Origin of the sequence: Parabacteroides acidifaciens (assembly GCF_003363715.1) — a bacterium.
Lineage (GTDB): Bacteria > Bacteroidota > Bacteroidia > Bacteroidales > Tannerellaceae > Parabacteroides > Parabacteroides acidifaciens.
In genome coordinates, this window is sequence record NZ_QREV01000001.1 from 37726 (window position 1) to 57383 (window position 19658).

Sequence of the window (19658 nt, forward strand, 5' to 3'; positions counted from 1 at the left end):
AAATCAATACTACTTTCCTTCATATAGAGAAGCTGCAATTGCCAGTTGTCCGACAGCTATTCCTCCATCATTGCAGGGAATACGTCCCGGGACATATAAGGGGATGTTTTCCTTGGCAAACATACGCTGCAACTGCTCCGTCAAACGTTTGTTCTGAAAGCAACCGCCGGAAATCACAACCTTCTCCACTCCCGTCTGCAACCTGTACAGCTTCGCTTTCTCCAACAACAACCATGACAGCGTATTATGGAAACGGGCAGACAAATCTCCTGCCGAGACACCTGCGTTCAGATCCTCTAAGATTCCTTTCAGCACCGGACGCATGGAAATAACCTCTTCTTCTATTAGAACAGAATAACGGCTTTGATGTTCATCCGATGCTAATTGTTCCAACTTGACAGGCGCTTCTGCTTGATGCGTGGAAACATCGCAAACACCCAATAACGAGGCGACAGCATCGAACAGTCTGCCTGCACTGGACGTATAAGGCGTATTAATGCCTTTCTCCATCATCTTCAGAAGCATTTGTATTTTAGCCTCTCCGATTCGCTGCACAAAGCCGGACGGGAAAGGCAGTTCTTCCCCGAAATAATGCCACAGGCAGGCAACCGCCATGCGCCAAGGCTCTGTCGATGCTTTGTCACCTCCCGGAAGCGGCACATATTCCAGATGCGAAAGCCGCTTATAGCTCCTGCGGTCGCAAAGAAATATTTCGCCGCCCCACGCTTTGCCGTCGTCACCTAAGCCCGTTCCGTCCAACACGAGTGCGATCACTGGCTCATCGAGGCCATATTCCAACATACAAGCTGCCGCATGTGCATGATGATGCTGTACGTGCAGCAAAGGGAGATGCAGGTCCGAAGAGAGACGCTCCGCTTCACGCGAGGAAAGATAGTCCGGATGCAGATCGCACACCAGACGAGACGGCCGGAAACGGAAAAGATGACGGAAACGTTCGAGCGACTCCGTGTAAAACTGGTATGTTTCCCAATTCTTCAGGTCGCCGATATACTGGCTTTGCAGGATCGTCTCTCCTTTTCCCAATGCAAAAGTGTTCACCTTTTCGGCACCGAAAGCCAAAATACCTTCCACCGGCATATCGGCAAAGAAAGGCTCCGGCACGTATCCACGCGAACGGCGCATCAGGCAAGGCTGTCCGCCGCAAACCTGCAGGACGGAATCGTCCACCCGGTTATGGATATCCCGATTATGATGAAGCAAAAGCGGCACTTTTCCCGCCAGTTGCCTTTCGGCTTCTCCGGGCGTGATGGCAATCGGGCAATCGCTGAGATTACCGCTCGTCATTACTAACACAGGCGTGTCCAACCGTTCGAACCAATCCTCATGGATCGGCATATAAGGAAGCATACACCCTAATGTCTGCATCCCCGGATTGACAGAGGCAGCCAGCGGACGACGTTGTTTCAGCAACACGATCGGACGGCGCCACGAAAGGAGACATTCCTCTTCCACCTCGTTCAACCATGCAAACTGCCGGACCTGTTCCGGATTGCGGAACATCACGGCAAAGGGCTTCCCGTCGCGCTGCTTGATCTCCCGGAGGCGGGCGACAGCCTGCTCGTTCGTCGCGTCGCAGACCAGATGATAACCGCCGATCCCTTTTGCCGCGATCACCTCTCCTTCCCCAAGCAAGCGGGACGAGAGGGCGAGCAGCTCCGGATAGTCCGTCAGTGTTTCCCTGTTATATAATGTGTAGTAAGAAGGCCCGCAATGGTTACAGGCAACCGGTTCGGCATGAAAGCGGCGATCGCTGACGGTCGTATATTCCTTCCGGCATTCGGAGCACATCGGAAAAGCCGACATAGTCGTCTGCCGCCTGTCGTAAGGCAGATCGCAGATAATGGAAAAGCGCGGCCCGCAAAGGGTACAGTTGATAAAAGGATATTGCAGGCGGTGCGGTTGCGCCTTCCTGTCGCGCAGACATTCAGGACAGACGGCAATATCGGGAGCTACCTGCGTCACTTCGTCCGAATCCGAACGACTGGGAGTAATACGAAAATCCGTATAGGGGTTTTCTTTCATCACTATTTCCGAAACCGAGATACGATGGATGGAAGCCACGACCGGATGTTCGCGCCGGATGCGCCCGATAAGCTGTTCACGCTGCAAGGCTGTCAAGGCGGCACGGATGCAGACCCCGTTGTTCCGGTTGTCCACCTCTCCGCTAATTCCCATCTCACTGGCTATGCGATAAATAAACGGGCGGAAGCCTACTCCCTGTACTAAACCCTGAATGGTCAGAACTGATATGACAACACCCGTCTTTTTCATCTTTTCAATTTACGTTTTGACAAATGTAACCCCTTTCCTAAGAATAAACAAACATGCCGAATGGCTATTTTCTATAACCCTTATAAATTATATCTATCCGGGAGATAAACAGAAATGTGTGATATGATACATTTCTTCTGAACATATTGCCTACTTTTGGAGTTAGATAAATATAACAAAGATTATACTACTATGTGTCTTGCTATACCTGGAAAAATACTGAGCGTCGACGATTCTATTCCTGAGCTTAAAATGGCTAAAGTAGATTTTAGCGGGATTGTGAAAAACATCTGCATCCAATGGGTCGATGCAGGTGAAGGCGATTATGTCCTGGCACATGCCGGGATGGCGATTGCCGTTGTCGATGCCGAACAGGCTTGCGAAACGCTGGAAGATCTGAAGAAACTGACAATCGAATGAAATACATCGATGAATACCGGGATACGGAACAGGTCCGGTCACTTGTGCGGGCTATCCGGAAGGTGGTGACGAAACCCTGGCATATCATGGAGATATGCGGAGGACAAACGCATGCCATTGCCCGATATCGCCTGGAAGAGATGCTGCCGGAAAAGGTCAGGCTACTTCACGGGCCGGGCTGTCCGGTCTGCGTGACACCTGTCGGGATTATCGATCGGGCGCTCGGACTGGCGAAACGGCAGGATGTCATACTGGCCTCTTTCGGCGATATGATGCGCGTGCCGGGAAGCCGGGAAGACCTGCTCCGGGCGAAGGCGCACGGGGCGGATGTCCGAATGTTATACTCGCCGTTGGACGCCGTAGACCTGGCTGTCCGCTATCCGGATAAGCAAATTGTATTTTTCGCGATAGGGTTTGAGACGACTGCCCCTGTGCACATGATGGCCCTGAAAGAGGCGATACGCCGGAAACTGGATAACTTCTCATTGCTCACTTCCCTGTTCATGGTTCCACCGGCCATAGAGGCGATCTTGACAGACGCCGGGTCACGCGTGGACGGTTTCCTGACAGCCGGTCATGTCTGTGCTATCACCGGGAACGGTGACTATCACCACCTGGCCGCCCGCTATAAAACACCGATGGTTGTCACCGGGTTCGAACCGGCCGACCTGCTCTATGGCATTTACCGCTGCCTGCTTCAGCTGGAAGCGGGTATATATAAGGTTGAAAATGCCTATAAACGGGCTGTTCCCGAAGAGGGAAATCCGGCAGCCCGCGCCCTGATGGCAGAGATGCTTGAAAGCTGTGACCAGGAATGGCGGGGGATCGGAATAATTCCACAAAGCGGGATGCGTCTGAAAGAAGCGTTTGCACGATACGATACCGCCCGGCGTTTTCCTTTGCCGGCTGACGAGCAGCCTCTTTGCGATTCCGCGCCGAGCGTGGGAAGGGAGCGGTGCATCGCCGGCGACATCATGCGGGGAATCAAACAAACCAAAGACTGCCCCTTCTTCGGAACCTACTGTACTCCGGAACATCCGGCCGGCGCACCGATGGTTTCATCGGAAGGTGTATGTGCAGCTTATTATAAATACAAATAAGACAACGAGATATGATAACAACCAATTGTCCCCTCCCTTTTACCGACTCCGACTGCGTGCTGCTGGCACATGGCGGCGGGGGACGGCTGACGCACGAACTGATCAGCGGCATTTTCTACCCTGCCTTCCGCAACCCGTTGTTGGAACAGGACCACGACGGATGCGTCTTTCCAGTGGAAGCCAGGCGGATGGCCTGCTCGACCGATTCCTTCGTAGTAGACCCGATCTTCTTTCCCGGCGGTGATATCGGCGATCTGGCCGTGAACGGGACAGTGAATGACCTTGCCTGCTGTGGCGCCCGTCCGCTTTACCTGACAGCTGGGTTTATACTGGAAGAAGGGCTTCCGCTGTCTGACCTCCGACGCATCGTCGGGTCGATGAAAGCTGCTGCCGAACGGGCTGGCGTGCAGATCGTGGCTGGCGATACGAAAGTGGTGGAACGGGGCAAATGCGACAAACTGTTCATCAATACAAGCGGCATCGGTGTCGTACGCGAAGGTGTCCGCATCTCCCCCGACAGAGCACAACCCGGCGACGTGGTGATATGCAGCGGACCGATCGGCCCTCACGGCATCACCATCCTCTCCGCCCGCGAAAGCCTCGGGTTCGAGACAAACCTGAAAAGCGACACGGTTTCGCTGAACAATATGATTGCCGGCTTGTTGGATTCTATAGAGGACGTCCATGTCCTGCGCGACCCCACACGGGGAGGCGTGAGCGGGACACTGAACGAGATCGCACAGGCTGCCGGCGTGGAGATCATCCTGGACGAGGCTTCGCTGCCCATCCCGGATGCTGTGCGCGGAGCTTCGGAGATATTGGGCCTCGATCCGCTTTATGTGGCCAACGAGGGCCTGGTGCTGGCAATCCTGCCGGAAGAGAAGGCGGACAAAGCGCTCGCTATCATGCGAAACTGTCCCGAAGGGAAAGGAGCTGCCATTATTGGCCATATCGCCATGAAAGGCAAACCGTTGGTGAAGATGAAAACGTTGTATGGCAACTACCGGATCGTCGATATGCTCAGCGGGGAACAGTTGCCGAGGATATGCTGATTTAGGGAGAAGAAAGAAACACAAATGACTAAGGATATGGATAATAAAAGACCGTCTATCTACGAAGAATGCCTGGAGAGAGGCATCTCGCGCCGGGATTTCCTGAAATTCTGTACCACCGTTGCCGCCCTTATCGGACTCGAATCGAGCGGTGTGGCACAAGTAGTAAAAGCACTCGAAACGAAGCCCCGACTGCCTGTCATCTGGCTCCACCTGCAGGAATGCACCTGCTGTAGCGAATCGTTCATCCGCTCCTATCATCCTACGGTGGGGAACCTGCTGTTCGATAACATCTCGCTCGACTACACCGAGACGCTGATGGCTGCCTCCGGTTTCCAGGCTGAAGCCTGCAAAGAGGAGACCATGAAGAAATATTGGGGAGAATATCTCCTGATGATCGAAGGCTCCATCCCTACCCGCGATGAAGCCTACTGCTGTGTCGGCGGAAAGAGCGCGATGCAGATCGTCGAAGAATGCGCCGAAGGGGCGAAAGCGATCATCGCATGGGGTAATTGCGCATCGGCCGGCTGCGTACAAGCCGCCAATCCTAATCCGACAGGAGCGAAAGCCATCCACAAACTGATCAAAGGCAAACCGCTGATGAATGTGCAGGGTTGCCCTCCTATCGCTGACGTGATGACGGGCGTTATCGTCTATATGCTGACCTACGACCGCATGCCGCAGCTCGACGCATTAGGACGTCCGAAGATGTTCTACAACCGCCGCGTACATGACACCTGCTACCGCCGCGCCAACTTCGACGCCGGCCTCTTTGTCGAGAGTTTTGACGACGAGAATGCCAAACGCGGTTACTGCCTTTACAAGGTGGGCTGCAAAGGGCCGAACACCTATAACTCCTGCGGTATCATTAAATGGAACGAGAGCACCAGCTACCCGATCCAGAGCGGGCATCCTTGCTTAGGGTGCAGCGAAGCAGGGTTCTGGGACATGAGCCCCTTCTATAAACGATTGCCCGACGTGCATGGCTTCGGTATCGAGGCAACTGCCGACCAGATCGGCCTGGCAGTTGGCGCCGCGACAGTTGCCGGTATTGCCGTACACGCCGTAGCCACTAACATACGCAAGAAGGAACTCATCGACAACGATGAGCCCGAAAGCAAATCCACCATCTAACCTCCATTTCTTAATTCTTAATTATCAATTATTAATTCAAAAGAGTCATGTCAGAAAGAATAGTAGTAGACCCGCTTACCCGCATAGAAGGCCATCTTCGTGTAGAGGCCGAAATAGAGAATGGTAAGATCAAGGACGCATATAGCTCCGGTACGATGGTGCGCGGAATCGAGACAATCGTGAAAGACCGCGACCCGCGCGATGCCTGGGTATTCGTAGGACGTGTCTGCGGGGTTTGCACCTCCATCCACTCCCTTTGTTCTGTCAGGGCGGTTGAGAATGCGTTCGATATCGTGATACCTCCCAATGCCCAATTGGTGCGCAACATCATGGAGGCAGTTTTATATATGCACGACCATGTCGTCCATTTTTACCAATTGCATGCGCTCGACTGGGTAGACGTCGTTTCCGCCCTCAAAGCTGATCCCGCCCAGGCTTCAGTGCTTGCCCAACAACTCTCGCCCTGGCCGAAAAGTTCTGTCGGCTATTTCACGGCACTGAAAGAACGGCTCACGAAGTTTGTCGGCAGCGGACAGCTCGGCATCTTCGCCAACGGCTACTGGGGACATCCGGCCTATAAACTGACACCCGAACAGAACCTGATTGCCGTAGCCCACTATCTCGAAGCCCTCGAATGGCAGAAGGAAGTGGTGAAAGTGCATGCCGTTTTCGGTGGCAAGAACCCGCATCCGAACTACTTAGTGGGCGGTATGCCGTGCAGCATCGACCTGAACGAGGCCAACGCCGTCAACACCGAGCGTCTGGACCTGGTCAAACAAAAGCTACAAGAGGCAAAGACCTTTATCGATCAGGTTTATGTGCCCGACCTGCTGATGATCGCGAATGTCTATAAGGACGAATGGAGCAAAATCGGCGGCGGTGTCAGGAATTATCTTTCCTACGGTGATTTCCCGATGTTCGAATATGGGGATACGGACAGCTTCAAGATGCCGCGCGGGATCGTCCTGAACCGCGACCTGAGCCGGGTGCATCCCGTCGATGCCAACTCGTCCGAAGAGATCAAGGAATATATCTACCATTCCTGGTACACCTATACGCAAGGCGACAAAGCCGGCCTGCATCCGTACGAAGGCGAAACGAACCTGAACTACACCGGCCCCCGTCCGCCCTACACACACCTGGATGTGACAGACAAATACAGTTGGATCAAGACGCCGCGCTGGAAGGAAGAACCGATGGAAGTCGGTCCGCTGGCCCGTATGATCGTGGCGTATGCCGCCGGCAAGGAACCGCAAAAGACCTTGATCGACGACACCCTGAAACAGCTCGACCTGCCGGCCGAAGCCCTCTTCTCGACTCTCGGACGCACGGCTGCCCGCGGACTGGAAAGCAAATTAGCTGCCGACTGGGCATTGGAGTTCTACGACCGCCTGATCAAGAACCTGGAGAACGGCGATTCCCGCATGGTCAACCATTATATGTGGGAAAAGGAAACCTGGCCCAAACAGGCACAAGGTGTCGGCCTGACCGAAGCGCCGCGCGGAGCCCTCGCCCACTTCATCGTAATAGAGGACAAGAAGATAAAAAACTACCAGATGGTTGTCCCGACTACCTGGAACGCCTCTCCGCGTGACGAAAAGGGCATCCTTTCCGCCTACGAATCGGCCCTGATCGGTACGCCGGTCTACGACTCGAAGCAGCCGTTGGAGATTCTCCGTACCATCCACTCGTTCGACCCCTGCTTAGCTTGTGCCGTGCACCTGTACGACGAAGAGGGGAAATATGTGCATCAAATGGATATGTTTTAATCATGCAGTTCAATGAAAAGTCGTAAGAAACGTTTAAGAGAAGTATATGTGTGGGAGCTTCCCGTGCGCATCTATCACTGGTTGAATGCACTCTGTATCGTGATACTCTGCATCACCGGTTTCATCATAGCCGATCCGCCCGCCATCATGACAGAAACGGAGGCTAACTTCAGTTATTGGTTCGGGACGGTGCGCTTCATCCATTTTGTGGCGGCGTTCGTGTTCTTCTTCAACTTCGTTTTCCGCCTGTATTGGGGATTCGTCGGGAACCGGTATGCGCGCTGGAATAACTTCATCCCGCTGAAGAAGTCGCAATGGAAAGAGATTGTCGAAGTGATAAAAGTGGATATCCTGATGATCAAGAACAAGCCGGTAGACAGTATCGGGCATAACGCGTTGGCGAGTGTGATCTATTTCGGCATCTTCTGGGCCTTCCTGCTGCAATCCATAACCGGATTCGGCCTGTATGCCAAGATGAGCGAGTCCATATTTCCGCAACTCTTCGCCTGGACAGTCCCATTGATGGGCGGCGATCTGGTGGCACGCGAGATTCATCATTTCCTGATGTGGTTCTTCATCCTTTTCGCGATCGTGCACATTTACCTGGTGTTCTACCATGATTATATCGAGCAACGTGGCGAAACGTCCTCCATCATCGGCGGCTGGAAGTTTATCGAAGAAGAGATTGCCGATAAGGAAGAAGTCACGGAGACAGCCGAAACAATCACCAAATCAGCCCGCAAAAATGAATGAGAAGATATTGATCCTGGGTGTCGGCAACCTGCTGTTGAAAGACGAAGGTGTCGGCATCCACGTAATCCGCGCCCTGGAAAACGAGGAACTGCCTCCCAACGTCTCCCTGATGGACGGCGGGACAGGCGGATTGCACCTGATCGCCTGGATACAGGATTACGACCGTATTATCATGGTCGACGCCACGCTCGACGATAATCTGCCGGGCACCATCCGCCTGATCCGTCCGCGCTATGCAACAGACTTCCCTCCGCTTATGAGTGCGCACGAGATCGGTCTCCGAGACATGATCGAGGCAATGATATTGACTGGGAAACTGCCGGATATCCAACTGATCGTTATCTCCGCAGCGGATATCAGCGAGGTGGGAATGGAACTGACGCCTGTTGTGGAAGCGGCAGTTCCGAAGGTGGTAGAGCTTATTCGATCCTGTTTATCTCACCAATGAAATAGATCGCGCCCGTACTGTATTCGCTGATCAGATAAATAAACGGGCGGTTCACGAAGAAATCCATCTTCTGCATCTCCGGTCTCGGGCCCGGCGAAGAGACCCAGCCCTCTCCCATTGTGACGGTTTCGGCTTTCGTCCCTTCCTCGTCTACCTCTATGCGGGCTTTCTGCAAGGCGCGCGACAAAAAGATCCGTTCCCGGCTCAGTTTGGAGAAGTCTGCATCCGCAGCGGAAAATGCCGATGTGATGCCTAATGCCTGCAAGACATCATTCAGTTCGATATCGTATGAAGTCGAGAAACGGGGCAACTTCAAATGAATCTGATAACCATTACGGTTCTCGGGAAGCAGCCTCCACGATTCACCCGTCAACGAGGCGATCACTTCGGCATTCGTCACACCTTCGTCCGGCAACAGGATCGACATGGAAAACGCGCCGTTGCCGTATGAGCGTGACAACATACGATACTTCTCATGCTCGCAAACAACGCCGGAAAAAGAGGCATTCATCATCTGCACCTCCTGCTCACGTCCCTGTGCATCGGTAAAGAGATCCTTCTTCGTATTGCTTGTCTCGAAAGGCGTGCTCCATTCGCCCCGGAAAGCAATTGCATTCAGTAAATAGATGCACGCATTCGGATTGATCTCATCCAATATCTTCGGAATCCGGCCATCCGTATTCTTGGAAGTCCAGTCGTTGATCTGTTTCAAGGCATCCGATTTGGAGAAATCCAGATTACGCACAGTAGCTTTATAATAGGACTCATTCGCCTCCCGGAAAGCCGGCAACACGTTAAGTCCGTTTCTTACCCAAATGGAGTTTGCCGTATGAACCGTTACCTGCGGGTCGATGTCGGCAGAGGCGACAAGCATCTTCTGGTTATACGCATTTATCTCATCAGGCTGCGCTCCCTCAAAGCCCAATGTCCAGGCGATCTCTTCCTCAGTCTTTCCGGCCGCTCCGTTATTAAGCATGGACATCATGTAGTTGACACTGATCGGCGACAGGATAATATTAGCCGGCTGTGCATGGCTGCTGCTGACCTGGCGGAACAGGGAAAAGGCGAAATCGTTGCCTGCATCGGCAAGGGCTTGTTCGGACTTGGTCAACGGAATATCCGTGCGGTCTTTTTTACGCGGAACATCGTCGCCATTATCACAAGAGGCGAACGCACAAAGTACAAATAAGGCAAAAACAAGTTTCTTCATGATTCTTTTCGTTTTATAATTAGTTTATATACAATAAATGCAAGGCGAAAAGAAACCTTGCATCATCTTCGGATAAAATTTACCGGACGCAGATAGCACAGAAGATTGTCTGCGTTATTCTGCGTCCTCTGCGCTATCTGCGTCCAGTAATATTATTCCAATACTAAAACTTCGTTGTCCTTATAGCTTTCGTAGCTGGAAACGATAACTTTCTCGCCTGCTTCCAGACCGTCGATCACTTCATAGTACTGCGGGTTCTGACGGCCGATCTTGATCTTGCGGCGATAAGCCTTCTTGCCGTCTTTGTCGAGTACGAAAATCCAGCTGCCGCCCGTGCTCTGGAAGAATGTTCCACGCGGGATGATGATGCTTTCTGTCGGCTTACCAAGTTCCAGGCTGATATAATAAGTCTGTCCGCTGCGGATATTATCGGGACGTTCGCCTGTGAAAACGAAATCCGTACGGAACTTGCCGTCACGTACTTCCGGATAAACCTTGCGTACGCTCAATGCGAAGTTTGCGCCCTGGCGTTCGAAAGTTGCTGATAATCCCTGCTTCACGCGGTCGATATAATGTTCGTCGATCATGACTTCGATCTTATAATCCGAGAGGTCGTTGATCTGTCCGATCTTCTGTCCGGCAGAAACATTCTGGCCTAAAACAACATCCAACAAACCCAACTCTCCGTCGATCTGTGAACGGACATTCAGGTGTTCTTTCCGTTCGTGTACCAATGCGATATTTTTACGCATATTAGCCAAACTGGTTTCCATTTCTTCCATCTGGATTGTACGGGAGATGGAATCCTGACGCAAACGTTCTACAACCAAATTATATTTCTTGCTTGCCAGTTCATAGTCTTCTTGCGCTTTCAGAAACTCTTCCTTGGCAATCAGGTTTTCTTCATACAGCTTCTTCTGTTGGTTGTACGCACGGCGAAAGCGTGTGATATCCACATCTAATTGAGCCTTTTCCAACTGGTTATTCAGCTTATCCTGTTCCATTGCCACCTGTGTGTTACGCAGGAAGTTCTGCTTTTCCGCCAACTGGGCTTCCGCATCCAGAATCTGCAGGTCGAGGCCGGAGTTGGAAAGACGGACAATAACATCCCCTTTCTTCACCTGTGCACCTTCTTCCACTACTTTTTCCTGCACGATACCGCCTTCTTCCGGGCTGAGCTGCACAACTGTGATCGGTTGCACCTGTCCGTCCACGCGAACGAAGTCGTTGAACTGTTCTCTTGTCACATTCCCGATGTTAATACCGCGGGCATCCACCTTCAATGTCGAAGCATGATCACCGAAAATGATCCATCCTACCAAAACCAGGAAGAAAGCACCACCTGCCACATAAGGAATATGCTTCTTCTGAAGACCTTTCTTTTTTTCTAACTGTATATCCATGATTGTATGTTTTTATTTCTTATTTTTCAGTTCTAAATTCTCAATTCTCATTTATAAGCGGCTGGCCCTTATAGTAATCGACTTGCCTGCATTTCATCAGATATAATAGACGTCTCTGTAAAAGATCGGCTTTTGAGTTCAGTAAAGTCGTTGCATTTGTCTGTACATCGAGCGGGCTCATCAATCCTTCTTCAAATTTACGAAGTGTAACCTGATATGCCAAATCATCAGCTTTTACTTTCTTTTCCATCTGAATCGTTTCCTTTGCATAACCTTCTCTGTCGAGGACAGCCAATTCTACATCTTTCTGCAGCTGACGAAGTGTCTCCGTTTGCTTTTCGTAAGCGATCCGGACATTATTGCGGGCCCGGCGCAGATTGGTTATACGTGATAAGCCATCGAACAATGGAAAACTAAAACTGAAATAAATATATTCCCCGCGGTTATTCTTAAACTGGCTTTTGAAAGAAGATGCAGCAGTTTCAGACTTTAAATTCTCAAAATAGCTGGTCGAAATACCGGCTTCGACAGAGAGAGACGGAAGCAATTTCCCTTTTGTTATTAAATAATTCATTTTACTGGTTTTCAACTGAAACTCGGCCTGCAAGGCGGTCGGGTTATTTGCCATGGCATAATCCTGTATCGCACTGATAGACTCTTCGGCCCGTATGCTTTCTACCTGTGGTACAGCCGTATCGACTTCCAGTTCCAAATCGGAAGGATAGTTCATCGCATTCTTCAATGTCATCATCGCCGTATTGTAGAGATTCTGCTGATGCGTCAGATTATAGTCGTCACCGGCAGCCTGCGACTCGATCTGGGCAACATCCGCCTTACCTTTAAGCCCTAATTCTTCCTGACGTTGGGTTTTATATAAAAGGCGCTTACTATCTTCCAACTTATCGGCACACATTTTTACCAGTCCCTGGTAATACACGACGGTAATATAGGCATCCATAATACTGATTGCCAAATCATCTTTTTGTTTCTGCAAATCATTTCTACCCATATGGCGGTTCACATTGGCCAGACGCCATTGGTTAATCAACTGTCCCCCTCTGAAAAGCGGCAATGAAGCATAAGCACCATAGCCATTATTAAAGGTTGACGTATTTACATAAGTATTAGTCCCCGGGTCAACAGAACGACCGAACCTGTATTGAGCATCGACCTGTGTACTGATAGTAGGTAAAAAAGAGGCTACAGCCGATTGTTGCTCGGCTTGATATGTATTATTTGTATAGGCCTGTTGTTTCACCTTCGGACTGTTTTCCACCGCATACCGCATGCAATCGTCCAAACTCCAGATTTTATCCTGCGCCAACATCGGGGCAAGCAGGCTAAACGAAAGAACTGTTGTAATTATTATCTTTTTCATTGCTGTATTATTTTCTACCTGATAAAATGCAAAGAGCGTGCCAAAATAGTCAATCCATTATAATACAAAGCATTAATAATATATTCATTTTGAACGAGTGTCAAAAAATTGGACAGTGCTGTAAAAGAATTAGACAATGGCAAAAGCCTTTTTTATTCGGGGATTCGTTTTTTTGCAGATGTGAATCAAACAGACCTCGTAGGGGCGGTTCGCGAACCGCCCTTCGTGTCAACAAAAGTTTCCATCCGTCGCTATTGGGCAGTTCGCGAACTGCCCCTACGAAGCCTGCTCTTATGGTTCACTTTTTCTTAAATATGATCCCTTCTAACTTTCAACTTTCAACTCTTAACTTTCAACTATCCGGGGGGCTTATTGTATAAAACGCATTTTTCAGGTTTAAGAGAGACTCGAAATCTAATAAATGTTAATCTGCTTTTTGGGCGTCAAAATGGGACTTTTTCCTCTTTTTTGAGTGTTTTCAGCCATTACGACCGTCCTAATCTCTATTACGACCGTGCTAATAGGTAGTGCACTCGGCACCTCGCGAAGATTAGGACGGTCGTAATGGCGATTTGGACGGTCGTAATTGAAAAGAGAACCGTTTTCATGGCAAAAAAGCACCTGAATTTCCTTGCGATATTTGGGACGCCGTCCGTTTTATTTTCAAATATTCGATTCTCCGGGAGTTAAGGTTTATCACATTGTCGGCGTTTCCATCTTTCGGTAATCAAATTGCACGCTTTTTGGAATGGGCTCGGCACTTCATTTTCTCTGTTGTCATCCGCAAAGGCTAAAACCATGAAAAGAGTCAATCCAAAACCGATCAGAATTTCGGACGAAATAGAAAAACGGACAAAAAGAGGGTTATTGTAAATTTTGTCGAATAATTGGTTATATTCGCACAATCATAAACGAGTTACATCATATATTATAGAAATATGAAATGGATATACTTTCTTGCCGTATCATCACTCATGATGATTGCCTGTAATGATAGCAAGACAACAAAAGAGAACGAAAGCGTCAACCAGACATTGCAAACTATTTTCAACCGCAAAAGCGTACGGAAATATACGGAACGGCCGGTTGAAAAAGAAAAATTAGAAATGCTTGTCCGTGCAGGCATGGCTGCACCTTCTTCGCGCGATCGCCGCCCTTGGGAATTTGTGATTGTGACGGACCGCGATCTTTTGGACACAATGGGAGACAGCTTGCCTTTGGCACGTATGCTGAAAGATACCAAACAGGCTATTATCGTATGCGGAGATACGCTTAAGTCGAATAATGCCTGGATGCTCGACTGTTCGACGGCCGCCCAAAACATACTGCTTGCCGCCGAATCAATGGGCCTGGGAGCCGTATGGACAGCCGCCTATCCTTATCCCGAACGGATGCAGGTCGTGCGGGACGCCTTGCAACTCCCGGAACATATCATTCCCCTGACCGTAATTCCGCTCGGCTATCCGGCAGGTCAGGAAAAGCCTAAAAATAAATTCAACGAACAGCAGATACATTATAACAAATGGTGAGAATAAATTGTTGGATTGTAACTATATTGTAGTTACATTTGCAAAAACTTTAAATATATAAATGGGAACAAAAGAAAAGCTTATCGAACGTTTCAAGTCGTTGCCTACCAATTTCACATTTGAGGAAATGGAACGTTTGTTATCCATATTTGGTTATGAAAAATCAAATAAAGGCAAAACGTCCGGTTCGAGAGTTATCTTTAAAAATGGAGATAAACGTCCTATTATGATCCATAAACCTCACCCAGGTAATATCATCAAAGGTTATGCAATAAGGCAAGTATTAAATGATTTGACAAATGAAGGTTTTATTAAATGAAGAAAGGATATACTTATGAACACATTAAAATATAAAGGTTTTATTGGTTCTGTCAACTTCAGTGAAGAAGACAGCGTTTTCTTCGGTAAAATAGAAGGAATTAATGGAATGGTCAATTTTGAAGGACAAAGCGTTCAAGAACTAACAGAAGCTTTTCATGAGGCTGTCAATGATTATATTGCATTTTGCGAAGAAGAAGGGATACAGCCGCATAAGAGTTATTCGGGATTATTGAATGTTCGCTTGACCCCGGAAATACACAGTCGTGTAGCTATGCTGGCAAAACGCACCGGTATCTCCATCAATGCATTCATCAAGCAAGCATTGGAAAAACAAATTATGACTATGCTATAGGAATTTAATAACGTATAAACCATACATGACAAAACAAGGCACCATACTGGTTGTAGACGATAACAAAGGAATCCTTACCGCAGTACAGATGCTGTTGGGCACTTGCTTCGAGAAGGTGATTACCATTTCTACTCCGAATAAGATAAAATCCACATTGCACGATGAGAATATAGATGTTGTTCTGTTGGATATGAATTTCAGCGCCGGCATCAATACCGGCAACGAAGGGCTGTTCTGGCTCTCGGAAATAAAGAAGGAAGATGCATCGATACAGGTCGTTCTTTTTACGGCATACGCGGATATCGACCTTGCCGTACGGGGAATCAAGGAAGGAGCGACCGACTTTGTCGTCAAGCCCTGGGACAACGCCAAGCTGCTGGAAACGTTGCGGACCGCCTATAACATACGGATAGCCAACCGCAAAGGCATCGCACTTGCCGACAACAAGCTGGTCGTCTCCAAAGAAAGCGGCATGTTCTGGGGAGAAAGCAGCGCCATGCAACAACTCCGCTCCCTGATCGAAAAGGTCGCCCGGACGGATGCCAACATCCTGGTTACCGGTGAGAACGGAACAGGTAAGGAAATGCTTGCCCGCGAAATACATATGCTTTCCAACCGGAAGAAAGAGACATTGGTCCCGGTCGATATGGGAGCCATCACGGAAACGCTTTTTGAAAGCGAACTGTTCGGCCACGTCAAAGGAGCTTTTACCGATGCGCGGGCAGACCGGCCGGGAAAATTCGAGGTTGCCAACAACGGCACGCTCTTCCTGGATGAGATCGGGAACCTCTCCTATCACCTGCAAGCCAAGCTGTTGACCGTCCTGCAACGCCGCAGCATCGTCCGCGTAGGAAGCAACACGCCCATTCCGGTCAATATCCGCCTGATCTGCGCGACAAACCGCGACTTGCAGGAAATGGTCGAAAAAGGCGATTTCCGCGAAGACCTGCTCTATCGCATCAATACGATCCATGTAGAGATTCCGCCCCTTCGCGAACGGCCGGAAGACATCGTTCCCCTTACCGAAATATTCCTGTCCAAATATGCCAATATCTATGGAAAAACAACCATGCACCTCAGTCCGGATGCCAAAGAGAAACTGAGTGCACAGCCCTGGTTCGGAAACATCCGGGAACTGGAACACACCATCGAAAAGGCGGTTATCATTGCCGAAGGAAACGTGTTGGAGGGAAACGATTTCGATTTTCCGCGTGCCAAAAAGGAATCGGCGACAAAAGAAGCGACGACTTTGGAAGAAATGGAATACAACATGATAAAGAGCGCCATGGACAAATACAGCGGAAACCTGTCGCTCGTTGCCAGCCAGTTGGGAATCTCCCGGCAGACGCTGTATAACAAGATCAAACGATACGAACTGTAATGCTGAAAGGGATTTTCCATAATTTCTATCTCCGTCTGGCAGTATTTATCATACTGACGGTAGCAGAGACCTGGTTTGCTCTCCAAAAGGAGTGGATATGGTTCATCCCGCTTATGGGCGTATGGCTTTTTATACTCCGGCAAATCCTGTTGTCGGACAAACGGAATGCCCAGAAAGTCGCGTTTATGTTCGATGCGATCGACAACAGCGACTATGCATTCCAATATGCAACACGCGGCCGTTCGTCCAACGATAAGCTGGTCAGCGAGTCGTTAAACCGCATTACCCAGATTCTTTTCCAGGCAAAGGCAGACGCTGCGCAGAAAGAGAAATATTACGAGCTGATCATGAACTCGGTCAACACCGGTATCATCGTGCTCGACGACAATGGCGTGATCTTCCAGACCAACAACGAAGCCTTGCGACTGTTGGGAATGTCGGTCTTCACCAATGTCCGCCAACTCGGGCGTATCGACGAAAATCTGGAAAACACCGTGCGGAACATCCAGCCGGGCGACAAACATCAGATATCGTTTACCAACGAACGCGGCAACGTACACTTGTCCATCCGCGTTTCCGAAATGACCTTGCAGGAAAAGCACGTGCGCATCCTGGCAATCAACGATATCAACAGCGAGCTGGATGAGAAGGAAATCGACTCCTGGATACGCCTGACACGCGTCCTGACGCACGAGATCATGAACTCCGTCACGCCTATCACTTCACTTAGCGACACGCTCCTCTCCCTCCATGAAAATGCGGACGACGACATACGCAGCGGCTTAGAAGTGATCAGTACGACGGGAAAAAGCCTGATTTCGTTTGTAGAGTCTTACCGGAAATTCACGCATATCCCGACGCCTGAACCTTCCCTCTTCTACGTCCAGAAGTTCGTAGAACGTATGGTGAAGCTCGCCCGCCATCACAACAACTTCCCGAACATCACGATCAACGTCAGCGTCGAGCCGTCCGACCTGATTGTCTATGCCGACGAGAACCTGATTTCGCAGGTTGTCCTGAATCTGCTGAAAAACGCCATGCAGGCAATCGGAAGCGAGCAGGAAGACGGCCTGATCGAAGTAAAAGCCTATTGTAACGAAGAGGAAGCCGTCCTGATAGAAGTCAGCAACAACGGCCCTGTCATTCCGCAGGAAGAGGCCGAACATATTTTCGTGCCATTCTTCACGACCAAAGAGGGCGGCAGCGGCATCGGGCTGTCCATCTCCCGCCAGATCATGCGCCTGTCCGGAGGAAGCATCGCCCTCAAGAGCGCTCCGGCAGCCAAACGGACAACGTTTATTCTGACGTTCCCTTGATGAAGGGATAAAAAATATCAATTATCATAAACATTTCAAACGCCAAATGTTTTATATCTTTGAGCCGTAAATGATAATTTAGCGGTGAGGTAACCGTGGGGGGCAGTACAAAAAGTCCCTTGTCCCCGCGCTTGACGCGGGGCCGCAAAAGAACAGGCCTTATCAATCAGTTGTTTATACGGTCGGTTTTAATGCGATCCCGCGTCAAGCGCGGGAACAGGACAGTTTTAACACACCCACACACACCGACAAATAACGGTTTGTACGTATTAGATGCACAGCCGTGCATCTCTACACCCCGTTAAATCATCATTTATATAATAACATAAAATCACAATAATGAACATATTAGACAAACTCAAAATCAATCACCGTCCAAGCGCGGGAGCTTTGGATCTTCTGAAATATATCGGTCCGGGACTGTTAGTAACTGTAGGGTTTATCGATCCGGGGAACTGGGCGACTAATTTAGCGGCAGGTTCGGAATTTGGATATGCGCTGCTTTGGGTGGTTACGTTTTCTTCTATCATGCTGATTATTATCCAACATAACGTTGCTCACTTAGGAATTGTAACCGGGCTTTGCCTGTCGGAAGCGACAAATAAATACATGCCGCGTACGTTGAGCCGCCCGATCCTGATTTCGGCGATGCTCGCCAGTGTTTCCACCTCATTAGCGGAGATTTTAGGTGGAGCCATTGCCCTTCGGATGCTGTTCGGGATGCCGATTAAGGTCGGGGCTGTGATCGTGACCATTGCCTGCTTAGGCATGTTGATGACCAACACATACAGTAAGATCGAACGCTGGATCATCATGTTCGTTTCGATCATCGGACTGTCTTTCCTCTATGAACTGGCGCTGGTCGACGTGCAATGGGGAGCCGCCATCGAAGGCTGGATAAAACCGACTTTCCCGGAAAACTCCATGCTGATAATCATGAGTGTGCTGGGCGCTGTCGTAATGCCGCACAACCTGTTCCTGCACTCGGAAGTCATTCAGAGCCGCGAATGGAACCTGGAAGATGAACCGGTTATTAAAAAGCAGTTGAAATATGAGTTTTACGACACATTGCTGTCAATGGTTATCGGTTGGGCAATCAACTCGGCGATGATTATCCTGGCTGCATCTGCTTTCTTTAAACACAATGTAATGGTGGACGAACTGGACCAGGCCCAACAACTGTTGGTCCCGTTGGTAGGAAGCAATGCGGGAGCTATCTTTGCCGGGGCGCTTCTGCTGGCAGGTATTTCATCCACGATCACATCCGGAATTGCCGGAGCCTCAATTTTTGCAGGCTTCTATGGCGAGGCATACAACCATAAAGACCTACATTCCAAATTGGGAGTCCTGCTGTCGTTCGTCCCTGCCCTGCTCATTATCTTCATTGTCGGCGATCCGTTCAAGGGGCTGATCTATTCGCAGATGTTGTTAAGCGTACAACTCCCGATCACTGTTTTTACACAAGTCTACCTGACATCCAGTAAAAAAGTCATGGGCAAATTCGTTAATACACGTTCCACGACGATCCTGTTGATTGCTTTAGGGACGCTTGTAACGGTTTTGAACGTCGCACTTCTGATAAGTTTAATATAATACAATAACCCCCTGTTAAAATCCGGGCGGATATGGAGGCAAATGCACCTCCTTCCGCATCCGCCTGAAATCTTGTCTGCAGGCGTCTTTATTTTCATGCAAGTGTAACCGAAGTTCCATGCCTATGGAATCGAAATTCTATGCCCATGAAATTTTATTTTCATGCAGACTAATTAAAAAAGACATTTTGACAAAATTTGGAAGAGG

At 49.6% G+C, this 19658-nt stretch carries 17 protein-coding genes; 13 read left to right on the forward strand and 4 right to left on the reverse strand.

All coding sequences use genetic code 11. The features are described 5' to 3' along the window. Window positions 1-9: 9 nt before the first annotated feature. Window positions 10-2292, reverse strand: a complete 2283-nt coding sequence (hypF, locus tag DWU89_RS00150) for a carbamoyltransferase HypF (RefSeq protein ID WP_115497676.1) — start codon at window positions 2290-2292, stop codon at window positions 10-12. A 192-nt stretch (window positions 2293-2484) separates the two neighbouring features. On the opposite strand from hypF, the gene DWU89_RS00155 reads away from it, so the two are divergent. The 7 genes from DWU89_RS00155 to DWU89_RS00185 are packed head-to-tail and all read left to right on the forward strand — an operon-like array spanning window position 2485 to window position 8968. Then, a complete protein-coding gene (locus DWU89_RS00155; protein ID WP_115497677.1) occupies window positions 2485-2712 on the forward strand; it encodes a HypC/HybG/HupF family hydrogenase formation chaperone in 228 nt (75 codons plus the stop codon). Next, window positions 2709-3812 carry a hydrogenase formation protein HypD gene (gene hypD, locus DWU89_RS00160; protein ID WP_115497678.1) on the forward strand — a complete coding sequence of 368 codons (1104 nt, stop codon included), beginning with the start codon at window positions 2709-2711 and terminating at the stop codon, window positions 3810-3812. The genes DWU89_RS00155 and hypD overlap by 4 nt, the downstream gene beginning before the upstream one ends. Window positions 3813-3823: 11 nt before the next feature. Continuing rightward, window positions 3824-4864 (forward strand): hydrogenase expression/formation protein HypE, encoded by a 1041-nt coding sequence (gene hypE / locus DWU89_RS00165; protein ID WP_115497679.1) that lies wholly within the window; start codon window positions 3824-3826, stop codon window positions 4862-4864. A 36-nt stretch (window positions 4865-4900) separates the two neighbouring features. Next, complete coding sequence (locus DWU89_RS00170) at window positions 4901-5998, forward strand: hydrogenase small subunit (RefSeq protein ID WP_115497803.1); 1098 nt, start codon at window positions 4901-4903, stop codon at window positions 5996-5998. A 47-nt stretch (window positions 5999-6045) separates the two neighbouring features. Next, entirely contained in the window at window positions 6046-7767 is a 1722-nt protein-coding gene (locus tag DWU89_RS00175; RefSeq protein ID WP_115497680.1) for a nickel-dependent hydrogenase large subunit, read from the forward strand. Between the two features lie 12 nt (window positions 7768-7779). Beyond that, window positions 7780-8520: a Ni/Fe-hydrogenase, b-type cytochrome subunit gene (cybH, locus tag DWU89_RS00180; protein ID WP_115497681.1), complete on the forward strand. Its 741-nt coding sequence runs from the start codon at window positions 7780-7782 to the stop codon at window positions 8518-8520. Continuing rightward, window positions 8513-8968, forward strand: coding sequence for a HyaD/HybD family hydrogenase maturation endopeptidase (locus DWU89_RS00185; protein WP_115497682.1), 456 nt, complete (start codon window positions 8513-8515; stop codon window positions 8966-8968). Before cybH ends, DWU89_RS00185 begins: the two co-directional genes overlap by 8 nt. Here DWU89_RS00185 and DWU89_RS00190 read toward each other — a convergent pair. The 3 genes from DWU89_RS00190 to DWU89_RS00200 form a co-directional block, all read right to left on the reverse strand. Further along, window positions 8940-10178: a serpin family protein gene (locus DWU89_RS00190; RefSeq protein ID WP_115497683.1), complete on the reverse strand. Its 1239-nt coding sequence runs from the start codon at window positions 10176-10178 to the stop codon at window positions 8940-8942. The two genes, DWU89_RS00185 and DWU89_RS00190, sit on opposite strands and share 29 nt — an antisense overlap. 152 nt (window positions 10179-10330) lie before the next feature. Then, complete coding sequence (locus DWU89_RS00195; protein WP_115497684.1) at window positions 10331-11581, reverse strand: efflux RND transporter periplasmic adaptor subunit; 1251 nt, start codon at window positions 11579-11581, stop codon at window positions 10331-10333. A 40-nt stretch (window positions 11582-11621) separates the two neighbouring features. Beyond that, complete coding sequence (locus tag DWU89_RS00200; protein WP_115497685.1) at window positions 11622-12959, reverse strand: TolC family protein; 1338 nt, start codon at window positions 12957-12959, stop codon at window positions 11622-11624. Window positions 12960-13897: 938 nt separating this feature from the next. On the opposite strand from DWU89_RS00200, the gene DWU89_RS00205 reads away from it, so the two are divergent. The 6 genes from DWU89_RS00205 (at window position 13898) to DWU89_RS00230 (ending at window position 19451) form a co-directional block, all read left to right on the forward strand. Beyond that, the gene (locus tag DWU89_RS00205; RefSeq protein WP_115497686.1) at window positions 13898-14488 is read left to right on the forward strand and encodes a nitroreductase family protein; all 591 of its coding nucleotides are present in this window, start codon (window positions 13898-13900) and stop codon (window positions 14486-14488) included. Between the two features lie 61 nt (window positions 14489-14549). After that, complete coding sequence (locus DWU89_RS00210) at window positions 14550-14807, forward strand: type II toxin-antitoxin system HicA family toxin (RefSeq protein ID WP_115497687.1); 258 nt, start codon at window positions 14550-14552, stop codon at window positions 14805-14807. A 15-nt stretch (window positions 14808-14822) separates the two neighbouring features. Next, a complete protein-coding gene (locus DWU89_RS00215) occupies window positions 14823-15161 on the forward strand; it encodes a type II toxin-antitoxin system HicB family antitoxin (protein WP_115497688.1) in 339 nt (112 codons plus the stop codon). Between the two features lie 25 nt (window positions 15162-15186). After that, window positions 15187-16542, forward strand: a complete 1356-nt coding sequence (locus DWU89_RS00220) for a sigma-54-dependent transcriptional regulator (protein WP_115497689.1) — start codon at window positions 15187-15189, stop codon at window positions 16540-16542. Then, window positions 16542-17858 (forward strand): sensor histidine kinase, encoded by a 1317-nt coding sequence (locus DWU89_RS00225; RefSeq protein ID WP_115497690.1) that lies wholly within the window; start codon window positions 16542-16544, stop codon window positions 17856-17858. Before DWU89_RS00220 ends, DWU89_RS00225 begins: the two co-directional genes overlap by 1 nt. A 339-nt stretch (window positions 17859-18197) precedes the next feature. After that, window positions 18198-19451 (forward strand): Nramp family divalent metal transporter, encoded by a 1254-nt coding sequence (locus DWU89_RS00230; RefSeq protein ID WP_115497691.1) that lies wholly within the window; start codon window positions 18198-18200, stop codon window positions 19449-19451. The last annotated feature ends 207 nt before the right edge of the window (window positions 19452-19658 follow it).